9 protein-coding genes are annotated in these 13033 nt (G+C 50.4%); 2 read left to right on the top strand and 7 right to left on the bottom strand.

Annotated features, from left to right (window positions below):
• The coding region (gene torS, locus L976_RS13290; protein WP_047540495.1) for a TMAO reductase system sensor histidine kinase/response regulator TorS at nt 1-2534 on the top strand (2534 nt) is incomplete at its 5' end.
• Between the two features lie 87 nt (nt 2535-2621).
• Here torS and torD read toward each other — a convergent pair.
• From torD to torE, 4 genes are all read right to left on the bottom strand, one after another.
• On the bottom strand, nt 2622-3275 hold the full coding sequence (torD, locus tag L976_RS13285) for a molecular chaperone TorD (RefSeq protein WP_047537394.1): 654 nt from the start codon (nt 3273-3275) through the stop codon (nt 2622-2624).
• A 67-nt stretch (nt 3276-3342) separates the two neighbouring features.
• Complete coding sequence (torA, locus tag L976_RS13280) at nt 3343-5832, bottom strand: trimethylamine-N-oxide reductase TorA (RefSeq protein ID WP_047537391.1); 2490 nt, start codon at nt 5830-5832, stop codon at nt 3343-3345.
• A 15-nt stretch (nt 5833-5847) separates the two neighbouring features.
• Nucleotides 5848-7026: a pentaheme c-type cytochrome TorC gene (gene torC, locus L976_RS13275; RefSeq protein ID WP_047537388.1), complete on the bottom strand. Its 1179-nt coding sequence runs from the start codon at nt 7024-7026 to the stop codon at nt 5848-5850.
• 26 nt (nt 7027-7052) lie between these two features.
• The gene (torE, locus tag L976_RS13270) at nt 7053-7223 is read right to left on the bottom strand and encodes a trimethylamine N-oxide reductase system protein TorE (protein WP_011071462.1); all 171 of its coding nucleotides are present in this window, start codon (nt 7221-7223) and stop codon (nt 7053-7055) included.
• A 517-nt stretch (nt 7224-7740) separates the two neighbouring features.
• Between torE and L976_RS13265 the strand changes: the two genes are divergently transcribed.
• Entirely contained in the window at nt 7741-9093 is a 1353-nt protein-coding gene (locus L976_RS13265; protein ID WP_047537383.1) for an NCS2 family permease, read from the top strand.
• Nucleotides 9094-9123: 30 nt separating this feature from the next.
• Here L976_RS13265 and L976_RS13260 read toward each other — a convergent pair whose 3' ends face one another.
• From L976_RS13260 to L976_RS13250, 3 genes are all read right to left on the bottom strand, one after another.
• Entirely contained in the window at nt 9124-9555 is a 432-nt protein-coding gene (locus L976_RS13260) for a CBS domain-containing protein (protein WP_047537381.1), read from the bottom strand.
• A 99-nt stretch (nt 9556-9654) separates the two neighbouring features.
• On the bottom strand, nt 9655-11559 hold the full coding sequence (locus tag L976_RS13255; protein WP_047537378.1) for a GNAT family N-acyltransferase: 1905 nt from the start codon (nt 11557-11559) through the stop codon (nt 9655-9657).
• 2 nt (nt 11560-11561) lie between these two features.
• Nucleotides 11562-12644, bottom strand: coding sequence for a UDP-2,3-diacylglucosamine diphosphatase (locus tag L976_RS13250; protein WP_047537375.1), 1083 nt, complete (start codon nt 12642-12644; stop codon nt 11562-11564).
• Nucleotides 12645-13033: the final 389 nt, after the last annotated feature.

Genomic DNA, 13033 nt, shown 5'->3' with positions numbered 1-13033 from the left:
TGGCGGGGAATAAACGCAGTGGGCAACTGCTTGATGATGTGATTGAACGTGAGCTCGATATCCAAGAACAGCTCAATCGCGCGCTCAAGTTAGTGCATCAAATTGCGCTGCTCAGTCAGTTATTTGAAGCATCCGAATTACAGTCCGAACTGCAATTGAGTGTTCCCCGTTTATTGGCAACCTTTGCCAGCACTGCATCATCTCACCCCATGGCGCAGAATCATTCAAATCATCCAAATCATCCAAAACAAGGGACGGCTATCGAGCTGGCAACCACAGAGGTGCCAGCGGCAGAGGTGGGTATCGATTTAATGGCGCTCACCACAGTATCTGAGCTTATCCGCGATCCCGGCAGGCTCAATGCGCTAAAGGCGGAACTGGCTGTTCTTCTCCATACCCCCAAAATTATTAAATTACAGCGAGAACTGAGTCAAAGTTTGCAGCGGCAACAGCGGCAGCAGCAGGAGTTAGCGGAAAAACTCTATAGCCTCAATACGCTGGTGGATAGTGCGCTTAATCAACAGCAACAGCGGGCGGAGTTGGCGCGTAGTGATTATTTAATGCAGTTGTCTTACGCCCGCTTGGGGTTGTGGGGCACGGGCATATTAATGTTGGTTATCATAGCAGTCGTGGTTTATCGGGTGATCTATCGCGGCATTGCCTTGAGGTTAAATCAGGCGACCGAGGCTATGTCGCGCTTAAGTTTAGGGGACACCAATGTGAGCCTCGATGCCCACGGCGACGATGAGTTGACCGCCATGGCCAATGCCATCGAGGCATTTAAGCGAAAAACAGCCCACAACCTGAAATTGCAGGCGGATTTACGTCTGGTCGCCGATGAGCTGACCGAGCATAAAAAGGCCCTTGAACAAACCGTGGCCACGCGCACACAGGAATTGGCCGAAGCCAACCTGCGCCTTGATGCGGAGGCCAAAGGCCATGCTAAGGCAAGAATCGTTGCCGAGGAGGCGAGTCAGGCAAAATCCCAATTCCTAGCGACCATGAGCCATGAGATTCGCACCCCACTCAACGGCTTACTCGGGACGCTTACCTTGCTCGGCCATAGTCAGTTACCGCCCGCGCAGCAACAGATGCTCGCGCTGTCGCAATACAGCGGAACGCTGCTGCAAACCGTGCTGAGCGATATTCTCGATTTCTCCCGCCTCGAGCAGGGCAATTTAACCAATGAGCCTAGGCCTACGGATATCAACGCACTGCTCGATGAAGTGCTGGCAATTATGGTAGCGGGCGCCAATTTGGCGGGATTGAGTCTAAGACTTAATCGTCCCCAGTTACCCGCGTGTATCCAGATTGATGGCCCTAAGCTGAGGCAGGTACTGTTTAACTTGATTGGTAACGGCATTAAATTCACCCCCGAAGGCGGCGTGAGTCTGAATGTCAGCGTGCGGGGCGATAAACTCGCTTTTGTGGTGGCAGATACCGGCGTGGGGATTGCGCCCGAGGTGCGCGAGCAATTATTTATGCCTTACTGCGTATTGCCTAATCAGGGGCGCAGCCGTGGGACTGGTTTGGGGCTTGCCATTTGCAAACAGTTAGTTGAACTGATGGATGCACAGGGGCCAGGAATTTGGGTCAAGAGTGAGCCAGGTAAGGGCAGCGAGTTTGGTTTTGAGCTGAGTTTTTCCCAGTGTGATAAGGCATTCGATACGCAAACTCAGGTGCAAAAACGGGTTAATCCCCTGCGGGTGTTAGTGATCGAAGACAACAAGGTCAATGCCATGGTCGCGCAAGGGTTTTTGGCGCATTTAGGCCACAGTTCCAGCTTGGCCATCAGTTGTCAGCAGGCGCTGACGCATGTGAGTGGCGATAAGGCATTCGATGCCGTGATGCTCGATATTCAACTGAGTGATGGTTCTGGGCTAGCATTATTACCACAGCTAAAGGCATTACTGACAAATGACATTGTTAATGAGAGTGTTAATGAGAGTATTAAGTTTGCCGCCTTTACCGCGCAGATGCAGACGGAGGATCTTAGCCTCTATCGGGAGGCGGGGTTTGATACTGTGTTAGCCAAACCCTTGAGCCTGCAAACCCTGACAGAATGGCTGGGCGTTGCTTCGTTGCCAGCGTGTGTGCCATCTTCTTCGGGGAGTGAGAGTCCTGCGTTGCCAGCGAGTCCTTCCTTAACCTTCGCATCTTCGGAGTCATTGGCTCAATCGGCTAAAACCTTATTAGATCTTAATCAGTTACAGCAAGATCTCGAGGTGTTAGGTGTGAAAACATTGAGCGATATGTTGGCGCTCTATCGAACGTCCAGTGCCGAGCAAATTGAGCGACTCTCGGCGCTAAGCTCTGTGGCGGATTTCAGCGAGGGTGCAAAACTATTGCACGCGCTTAAGGGCAGTAGTGCCAGCATGGGACTAAAAGCACTGACTCAGTGTTGTCAGGTATGGGAAAAGCAGCTTAAAACCACAGACGCCCAAAAGCTTGAAATACAGTCGGCCAATGAACTGAGAACCTGCTGGCTGGCATCGATGACGGCATTCGAACAATGGTTAGTCACAGTGGAATAGTGCTTAAGTATCAACGCTCAACGAAATACATAAAAAAGCGGCTCCCAAGAGTAGGAGCCGCTTTCGTTCAACCGCATCAAAAAACAATTAGCTTAAGACTTGTTCTACTGATGAGTTGATTGTCTGTTCCAATAGCAGTTTATCTTGCTTGACCCAAGCCAATGTCAGCGTGGCAAGAGCACTGTAAAAGCCATTGCAGTGCTTGCTATCGCACTCAACAACTTTTACCACAAACTTAGCTAACCAAGAGTCGATGCAAGCATCGAGGAAATTTAACTGGGCAGCATCTTCACTGTGGCAAGCTAAGTGTCCCATATAGGCGAGGATCACGGCTAAGTGATCGGCAGGTTCAGGGAAGTGACTCTGCACTTGCAGTTTGCTCTGGTGTAAAAACTCGCTCATTTGTTGATGCTGCTGCCCAAATAGCAAGGGTTCTTCCTCGGAGCTCAAGTACAGGCTGGCATAGGGCGACGCGCTGTGCTTTGTGCCTACAAGGAATAAACCGCAATAATCGGCGGCAAGTGCGAGCAAGGCCTCATCGCTCGTTAAGCCATTCAGCACCTTCTGTATGCTGACGACTGGCGCACTAAGCTCAGACGCATAACCCAGTTGTGTCCAGAATTGCTGCGCTTGCTCACTGGTGAGTTGCTTAAGGCGCTGCTCATCAATTTCACGGGCAAACAGAGAAGACAGCAGCTGATACACTAAGGCTCTGGCATGATTGATATCGATGTTGCTCATTGCATATTCCTCAAGATTAACAGTGGAATGCGCCTAGTTGACTAGGCGTATCGCATTGTGGGCTCGGTTAGATTTCGACTTCGATAGGACCATCGAAGGAGCTGACCTTAGGGACTTTGCCTTGGTATTTCTCAAACTCGACCAGACAAGTATAGGCTGAGCAGGCTTGCGCCAACTTCGAGGTGCCAATGTCTAAGGTCAGAGTATTCGGGTCGCCATAGCTACACAGGGCACCGATTTCGGCGCCGCCTTCGACGCTGCCATCTTTACCCACTGGACCATACCATGCGCCTTCATGAATTCGCACTACGCCTTTAGGGAAGCGATCCGATACCACTGCGCCCGCTAACAGTTGGCCACGGTCGTTAAAAACGCGCACTATATCGCCATCTTTAATACCACGCGCTTTGGCATCCTCAGGGCTGATATAGATGGGTTCGCGGCCGTTGACTGTATAGGTTTCGCGGTATTCCTTCGACTCACACATTTGCGAGTGCAGACGTTTATCCGGATGGCAAGATTGTAGCCACATAGGATATTTGTCCGAACCTGGGCCACCATGGCTACGCTCGGCTTTTTCCATCCAAATGGGATGGCCTTGGCAGTCGTCATAACCGAACTGTTCAATCTTACGGCTGAAGATTTCAATCAAGCCAGAAGGCGTGCCTAGTGGATTGATTTCAGGATCGTTTCTAAAGTCGGCGTGGCGTGTCCACAGCTCGCCATCGCCAAAGTGCACATAACCTTGCTTCCAGAAGGTGGCAAAATCTGGCATCTCATACTTACCCGCGTTCGCGGCTTTACACTCGTTATAGAGGGTTTCTATCCACTCCATTTCGCTCATATTGCGGGTGTATTCTTTCTCTTTACCCATCAGCGCGGCAAAACGAGTGAAGATTTCAAAGTCTGACAAACTTTGAAACAGCGGCTCGACCATCTTCTGCATCGCCAAAATACCGCGGTTAGCATAGGCGCCGTATACGTCGATATCGTTGCGCTCATAGGTGGTGCAGGCGGGTAGCACTATGTCGGAGAAGCGGCAAGTCGCCGTCCAGTTCACATCGATAGTGACCACGCATTCAAGCTTTTGGAAGGCTTGCTTCATGCGGTTACGGTCTTGATGGTGGTTCCATGGGTTATTACCCGAGAAAATCATCATCTTAATATCGGGATACACTACTTTCGAACCGTTGGCATCAATGGTTTTGCCGGGTTCGAGGATCGCATCAATCCAACGGGCGACGGGAATCGTGCTGCTCGCGCCTTTAAAGTCAGTGCTGTCGAACAGGGGTTTTTGGTTCTCGTCTAAGTTGCGTGGGAAGGCGCCGGGCGCCGCTGCATTTGTTGCAGGCACACCAATACTGGAGTAGTGGTGACCATAGCTGATGCCGCCGCCGGGTAAGCCGATTTGACCTATCATGGTCGCGAGTACTGCGGCCATCCAGTAAGGTTGCTCCCCGTGTTGTTGGCGCTGAATACACCAACCCATCATGATTTGGGTGCGACCCTTGACTAAGGTTTTCGCCAGATCGCGGATGATGTGTGGCTCAACCCCACAGATAGGCGCTGCCCACTCTGGAGTTTTGGCGATACCATCTTTAGTGCCCATCACGTAAGGCACAAACTCTTCGAAGCCTAAGCTGTAGCCTTGGATGAATTTTTCATCGTAAAGCTTTTGGGTGATCATCTCATGGGCGATGGCCAGCATCAGCGTCACGTCAGTCTGTGGGTTGACATACAACTGTTCACAGCCAAGGTAAGCCTGGGTTTTAGTCACCACAGGGTCGATACTTATTACGCGGATCTTGCCCTGTTTGACCTTCTCTTTTAACTGCGCGAGGTAAGCGAAGGCCTCATGGGTTTCAGCGTTCCAACCCACTTGCAGGTTTTTGTAAGGATCGTTTGACCAGAGCACGATAGTGTTGCTGTTTTCTAAGATCAGCGGCCAAGAGGTGCCTTGGGCATACACTTCGGTTGAGCCTAATACATATGGCAGAATGGTTTGGCCAGCACCGGTGGAGTAGTCTCCGATTTTCTTCACATAGTTGCCGTGCATCCCCACCGCGCGCTGCATATGGCTGGTGCTGGAATGCAGTTGCCCGGTTGCGCGCCAACCTGTTTGTCCTGCGTGTAAGCCCGATGGACCGTATTGGGTTTGGATTTCATCGAGTGAGTGTTTAAACAGCTTTAATGCTTTATCCCAGGTCACGCGAACGAAGCGGAAATCCCCCCGTTGCTGGGTATTGCTCTTATGGCCTTTCAGTAAAAAGTCTAAGCGAACCATAGGGTAACGCACGCGGGATGGGTTATAGACCATACCGCGGATACCGTTAATCATATCCGTTGGATATTTATCTAAATCGAAGGCTTTGACCTCGGCAATTACACCGTTTTTACGTTTGATTTTAAAGGCGCCAAAGTGTGAGCCTGTGGTCAGCCATTCGTCTTCATTTAAGCCTGTGCTGGCCAGCGCATTTAAGGGCGCTAACACTGAGCTGCCACCTAAAGCAACGAAAGAGGTTGAGGCTAAGCCTTTTAAAAAGTCTCTTCTGTTCATGGTATTACTCCCGAATTAGTGCTCTTTTTTCACGAAGGTTGACGAATGTTCCTGCAGATATTTCTGCACCAGCGCTTGAGTGTCTTGGTCCATGTTCACGAAGGCCAACATGCCTTGGAACATGCCTGGCCAGGTATTGGCATCGAAATGCGCTTCATCTGGCTGGGTATGGCACACACTACAGTTTGAGCGGAAGGTATCGCGGGCATAGCCCCAGAGTGGTTGCAGCTCGGTGAGCAGGTAATCTTTATCGGTCCAGATTTGGGCTTCAACCCGTTGCCATTTCAGGCCTGTCATTGAGTCTTCTTTCTCTTCAAAGGTTTGGATAACACCTTCGGTTTCTGCTGCATCTTTGCTTAACTGCGCCGACAGAATGTTTACGCCAAAGTCCATGTAGATCACGCGGCCTGCGCCGATTTTCTTACGCCAGCCATCGATAGCAATTTTGATGCGCTTACCTTTAGTTTCGAGCACTTTGACTTTAGTGGCGACGTTTAAGGTACCTGCTTCAACATCACCTTTTTCACTAAAGAACAGAGGCTTAGTTAGGGCACTGTAGTAGGTTTGGTTGGTTTCGACTGAGCTGACGCCAGCGCCGACTTCGGCGATGAGTTCAGGTGCACGGGCCGTGCCCATTTCAGGTAGATGGTGAGCAATGCCTTTGTGGCAATCGATACAGCTTTGGTCGATTTCGGCGGCGCGTTTCATTTGTTTTTGCGCCAGTGGTGACATGCTTTCCCACTTCATCGAGTTGTAGTTGTGGCAGTTTTTACAGGCCAGTGAATTGTCTCGATCGAAACGTTTCCATTCGCGGCTCGCCATTTCGAGACGTTTAGCTTCAAATTTTTCTGGGGTGTTGACCGTATTGAATAACCAGCCCCAGACATCGTGGGAAGCTTCCATCTTACGGGCAATCTTACGGCTCCAGTTGTGGGGCACGTGGCAGTCAGGGCAGGTGGCGCGCACGCCTGAGTGATTCGACCAATGCACAGTTTCCTGCAACTCTTGGTAGGGCTTACTTTCCATACTGTGGCAGCTGATACAGAAGGCTTCGGTGTTGGTGGCTTCCAGTGCGGTGTTAAATCCGCCCCAGAAGATGATGCCCATGATAAAAGCACTGATGCTGACAGCGCCTAAGGTGAGAGCTTTTGTGGGTTTGTTTAGTGTGCGCCAGAGGTTGGTTAACCACTTCATAATAGCGTCCTCAAAGTATCAGTGAATTAGTGGCCGACAACGCCGCCGAAGGCTTGGATCATCCAAATGATGAAACCGTAGAGACTGATCCCCGCGATAGTCAGTGCGGGAAAGAGTATGAAAATGATGAATCCCAGCGCCTTTAACTCATTGCTGCGTGAGGACTTATCCGATGTTTGCATGGTGGGCTTTGTCATTGGGAAGAGCTCCGTTCGAAAGCGATTTTTGATGGGAGCACTATAAAGGGGAGATGTGAATGGACTTGCCTGCTGGGATGAATGGGCTTTGACAATATATGAAAAATTATGAAAATTTTAAAAGTCTCATCATTTTTTGTTTTACTGACAGAGCGTTAATCTTATTTCTGTGATCGCTATCGGCAGTTTGATATGCAGTTTAGGTGTTTTTTTAAACACTGATTTTGACTTTTTTGGCTAATTATTTACTGAAGTGCAGGCGAGGTCTTAGCTATCTGGCGGCGTTTACAGTATTATCCGCGGCCAACAAAGGCTGCGTTTGCATGGTTAAAGTGATTTTAACTGGGCAAAGCGTCACTGCTTGCAGATCATGGATTTTTCCCGATGTAGGAGAATGATGTGGATCTCTCACCCAAGTCATTGGATTTGGGGCTCTAATCTGCCGCAGCCGGCGTCGCCAATGGTAAAGCCAATTGGTATCGACCCTATTTTAAGAGATCACAAGGTATAACAAGATATGTCTGAGCAATTGAGTTCAACAGCCGTACCCTCTGGTTCATTTCTGAACCGTTTTTTTTCAATTCAACAACGTGGTAGCACAGTTCGCCAAGAAGTGATTGCAGGGTTAACCACCTTCCTCGCTATGGTGTACTCAGTGATTGTGGTACCCAATATGTTAGGTAAAGCCGGATTCGACCCCGGTGCCGTGTTCGTCGCTACCTGTTTAATTGCCTCCTTTGGCTCGCTGCTGATGGGACTCTGGGCGAATCTGCCCATGGCCATTGGTTGTGCGATTTCACTCACCGCCTTTACCGCCTTCGGCTTGGTGTTAGGTCAGGGCATGAGTATCCCTGTCACCTTAGGCGCCATCTTTTGGATGGGGGTGATTTTTACCGTCGTGAGTGTCACGGGCGTGCGTCAATGGGTGCTGGCTAACCTACCCAAGGGGATTGCCCATGGTACAGGTATAGGTATTGGCTTGTTTTTACTCTTAATTGCCACTAACAGTGTGCAGTTGATTGTGGCCAATGACGCGGGTCTGCCAGTGAAGTTAGGCGACATTAACAGCCTGCCCGTTATCGCCACCGTGCTGGGCTTAGCGGCCACTATTGGTTTAGAGCGTCGCGGCGTACCCGGCGGGATTTTATTGGTGATTATCGGCCTGTCCCTGTTCGGTTTAGTGTTTGATCCAAGCGTGACATTCCAAGGCTTCTTCGCCGTGCCTGATTTTACCTCTGAGCACTCGCTGATTGGTCAAATGGATATTATGGGCGCCTTGAATCCTGTGGTATTACCGATTGTGCTGGCGCTGGTGATGACGGCGATTTTTGATGCCACGGGCACCATCCGCGCGGTTGCGGGGCAAGCCAATCTGCTGGATAAAGACGATAATATCGTCGGCGGTGGCAAGGCATTAACGTCAGATTCTGTCAGCAGCATGTTTGCGGGTATCGTTGGTGGCGCTCCTGCGGCCGTATATATCGAATCGGCGGCGGGTACGGCGGCGGGCGGTAAGACGGGCTTAACCGCGACCATAGTGGGCGGATTATTCCTGCTGATGGTGTTTTTAGCGCCGCTCAGCTATTTGGTGCCTGCCTATGCGACGGCGCCAGCGCTGATGTATGTGGGGCTATTGATGCTCAGCAATGTGACTAAGCTGGACTTTAACGACAAGGTCGATGCGATGGCGGGCTTAACCTGCGCCGTGTTCATCATCCTCAGCTGTAACATTGTGACCGGTATTATGCTCGGCTTTGTGACCTTAGTGGTTGGCCGTATTTTTAGCGGTGAAATCCGTCAGCTTAAGTTAGGCGTGCTCGCCATTACACTGGGCCTGGTGGCCTTTTATATGGGTGGCTGGGCAATCTAGGTTACTCTATAAAGTCGAAAGCGAGTGCCGTTAGCACTCGCTTTCATTCACCTCATTGTGTTCACAATAGGCTCGCAGTAAATCCTTCCAAGTCACAATCCCGACCAGATCGCCATTATCGAGTACTGGCAAACAGCCAATATTGTGTTCCAGCAAGGTACGGCTGGCTACATCGAGCGACACATGGGGCGCAACGGTCTCCGGATTACGGGTCATCACCTGATGGACGCGTTTTTGTAGGGTTTCGAGATCTTTCGAGGTTTCGGCGCTGCTGCCCAGATTCGGACTGATAGCACGCAGCAAGTCGCGCTCCGACAGTACGCCTTCGAGTTTATATTCATCCACCACCAGCAGATGGTGGAAGTTTGCCTGCTCGAAAATCTCCTTCGCCACGGTTAAACGATCGTCCATTTCGACTGTGACGACTCGGGTACGCATAATATCGGCGATAATGATCGGCATGATAAACCCTTACAAGGATATGTATCCTTAATGCACTGTATTACAGATACTTATAACAGACCGATGTTTATTTAGCCAATACCTTAAACAGGATTATGCTTAATCCTGCTCGTCGGATCCATCTTCAGCCATCAAAGGATTGCGTAAGTCTTCGGGTAAATGGGCGCCGATATAACGTTGGTACTTTTTCCCTTTCAGTTTATGGGTATCGACCAAGACTAAGCCATCGACACAGTCGCCAAAATCGGCATCGATACCAAAGGCGAGAAACTTCACCCCATCCTGCTTACATAGCTCGCCATACTGCTTGTACAGGGTTGGCACCGCGGCGCCCATACTCGCCAGCATTTGTTTTAGCTGCTTAAAGTGGCTTTGGTAATCCTCGCCCGAATAGATTTCATCCAACTGCAATTTGCGCTGCTTGGATAGTCCAAAGGGCGACATGGATACCGCGAGCTGCTCTGCTGGCGCAAACTCCTTGGAGTAGAAATGCACTAGCATCTCCCGCGCGCTCCCAGGCAGTTGATTGCTGATGGAGACTGGGCCAAACAGGTAGCGGTATTCAGGGTGTTTAGCGAGGAAGGCGCCAATGCCAAACCAGAGGTAGTCGAGACTGCGTTTGCCCCAATATTTGGGCTGCACAAAACTGCGGCCAAGTTCTAAGCCTTGTTTGACGTAGGGCATAAAGCCGTCGGCATATTGGAACAGGGATTGGCTGTAGAGGGCGTTGTCGCCGTAGCGATTTAGCACTTGCTCGCCGCTGGCGAAACGATAGGCGCCGACAATTTCAAACTGTTCTTTATCCCACAGCACCAGATGTTGGTAGTAGGAATCGTATTTATCGATATCGCGGCGCTTGCCCGTGCCTTCGCCGACGGCGCGAAAGGCAATTTCCCGCAGGCGGCCAATTTCGCGCATGATGGGGTTGCTGTCCTGATGCTGATACAAATAAATCAGCTTGTTATCTTGGGTTTCACCGAGGAGTTCACATTGTTGTAGCGCGGCCTGCAACTCTCGGCGCGACTCAGGGTGGGCGATGGCGCTTTGGGTAATAAACAGCGGGTCTTTATCTTTACCGATGCGATACAGATGATTTTTAAGCAGTTTTATCTTGGTCTTTAGCGGGAAATCCATCGAGCGCACGGCTTCATTCGGAATAAGCTCGCCGATACGAATTGGCATATTACGTTTGGCCTGTTTAAACATCTCCTTGACCAGTAGCAGTGTGGCTAAGGGTTTGTAAATCATCGAGGCGCCGTAGAAGGTGGCAGAATTTTTGGCATCCAAAAAGATTGGCAGCAGCGGTGCATTACAGGAAATCGCCATCTTTAAAAAGCCCGAGTGCCACTGGGTATCGCGCACGCCGCTCGGACGCAGGCGAGAGACTTCTCCCGACGGGAAAATCAGTACCGCGCCTTCATTGCGCAGATGCTGATGGATTTTTTCGAGGTGCTGTTTCGGTGTGCCGCCCGTCATATTACGCACTGGCAGCAGGATCGAATGCAAAGGTTCGAGCGCCATCAGGAGCTCGTTCGCCACAACCTTGATATCGGGGCGGATTTCGCTGACGAGTTTAATCAGGGCGAGGGCATCGAGGGAGCCAATCGGATGATTGGCGAAGATCACCACGCGGCCCTCGCAGGGAATATTTTCGACCTCGTTGGCGGGCACGGTAAAGCTAAAATCGAAACTTGCGAGCACTTGCTCGACAAAATCGACCCCTTGGAGATAGGCAAATTGATTGGCTATGTCGTTACATTGTTTTTCATTCAACAGGTAACGTAGCATGGCCTTAGTCGGCTTGGCTAACCAAGGTTTGTCCTTGAGGGCGGGCAGGTTTTGCTCCACCACATTATCGACGGTAAAGATCATCGAACTGGCTTTTAAGGCGGGCAGTGGCATGGCTACTGCTCCGCTTGCTGTGTTCTGCGTTAATGCTTTGGCGTTTAATGTGTTAGAGCTTAATGAATCAGCGTTTGGGGTATGAGGTGTTAATGGGTTCATGATTAGGCGACATCCCTTGGTTGGATTTCTGCTTGTTTGGGGCTGTGTGTGGCCGTTTGTGGAATAGGTTTTGGGGCGTTAACAGGTGCTTTGGGCGGCGTTTGCGCCAGCACAATACTGCTCAGAATATCGAGGTTTACGCTTTGCTCATTCCAGCGGCAGAGTTGTAATTCCCCGTTTAAGGTTTCGGTGATCAGGCTGCAGTTTTCGACCCAGTCGCCATCATTGGCATAGATTATCTGGCGCTTATCCGGCGTGCTGTATTGGTTATCTCGAGCGTGAACCGATAACTCTGGCTGGTGGATATGGCCGCAGATCACGCCGTCCACATTATAGTGCTGCGCATAATTCACTACGGCCTGGCGAAAACGGGCGATAGCCGTCTGCGCCTTGCCAACGCGGGATTTGATATAGCTGGCGAGAGACCAATACGGGTAGCCTAAACGCTCTCGCAGGCGATGGAGGTTGCGGTTGAGAAACAGCAGTAAGTCGTAGAGGTGATCGCCCAAGATAGCGTAGAAGCGGCCAACGCAAACATCTGCATCGAACTGATCGCCATGCAGCATTAATAGTTTGTGGCCGCCAATCCCCTGATGAATATGTTGACGAGCAATTTTGATATTCAGCAGCGTCAGTTCGGCATAGGGCTTGATTAGCTCATCGTGGTTACCCGGCAGGTACATCACCTGAGTGCCGTTTTGTGCCAGTTCAATCAGCTTTTGCAATACCTTATTGTGGCTCTCGGGCCAGTGCAGGCGGCATTTGAGCGCCCATAAATCCACAATGTCGCCGACCAGATACAAGTGCTGACAACGCACGGTATTTAATAGGCTTAACAGATAGTCGGCTTTGCAATCCTTACAACCGAGATGGATATCCGATAACCAGAGGGCGTTAACTGTGATGGTTTGATTATTTGCGGCATTGCTGGCGTTGGAAATATGTGGGGTTGAGAAGGAAGTGGCGTTAACACTGGATGGAGCATTGTCGGAAGAGTTGGAAGGAGTGTTACGGGAAGAATTGCGGGGAGTCTTAAGTGCGTCGATAAGCGCGCGATCAAGTCCCCTGTAATTAGCTCCAGTCATCTCATATTCACCCTATGCGGCTGTTGACTGCCTTAGAGATTAGTGACGGGCTTTGACTGAATGATGAAGCTTAAGTGACATGCAGATGACAGCAGGGTGGAATTTGCCGGGTGTTAACCAATCAAGATTTAGATCTGGATGTAATGAGAATAGGCAGTTTGATTTAACTTACTTTTGCCTAAAGCTAGATTGTATTATCGCTAGGTGTGCAGGATGAATTGTTATTGTTTCCCCTGTGACACGCCATAAACTCATCCCTGAGAGCTTCCCGACTTCCGAAATTGGATCGAAATTGGACACCCAGCCTTAATCGCGCGGTAGTAAACCTCCTACTATGCTTTGGTTAAGCATTGAACAAGGAGGTTTGTATGCCGCGCCCTCGCCGAACC

Source organism: Shewanella sp. ZOR0012 (genome assembly GCF_000798835.1).
Taxonomy (GTDB): Bacteria; Pseudomonadota; Gammaproteobacteria; order Enterobacterales; family Shewanellaceae; genus Shewanella; species Shewanella xiamenensis.
This window is presented reverse-complemented; position numbering and strand designations above follow the sequence as displayed.

Excerpts from the sequence above, each read along its gene's own strand:
- torD (WP_047537394.1), bottom strand. The coding sequence starts at position 3,275 with ATGAGCAACATCGATATCAATCATGCCAGAGCCTTAGTGTATCAGCTG.
- torA (WP_047537391.1), bottom strand. The coding sequence starts at position 5,832 with ATGAACAGAAGAGACTTTTTAAAAGGCTTAGCCTCAACCTCTTTCGTT.
- torC (WP_047537388.1), bottom strand. The coding sequence starts at position 7,026 with ATGAAGTGGTTAACCAACCTCTGGCGCACACTAAACAAACCCACAAAA.
- torE (WP_011071462.1), bottom strand. The coding sequence starts at position 7,223 with ATGACAAAGCCCACCATGCAAACATCGGATAAGTCCTCACGCAGCAAT.
- L976_RS13265 (WP_047537383.1), top strand. The coding sequence starts at position 7,741 with ATGTCTGAGCAATTGAGTTCAACAGCCGTACCCTCTGGTTCATTTCTG.
- L976_RS13260 (WP_047537381.1), bottom strand. The coding sequence starts at position 9,555 with ATGCCGATCATTATCGCCGATATTATGCGTACCCGAGTCGTCACAGTC.
- L976_RS13255 (WP_047537378.1), bottom strand. The coding sequence starts at position 11,559 with ATGAACCCATTAACACCTCATACCCCAAACGCTGATTCATTAAGCTCT.
- L976_RS13250 (WP_047537375.1), bottom strand. The coding sequence starts at position 12,644 with ATGACTGGAGCTAATTACAGGGGACTTGATCGCGCGCTTATCGACGCA.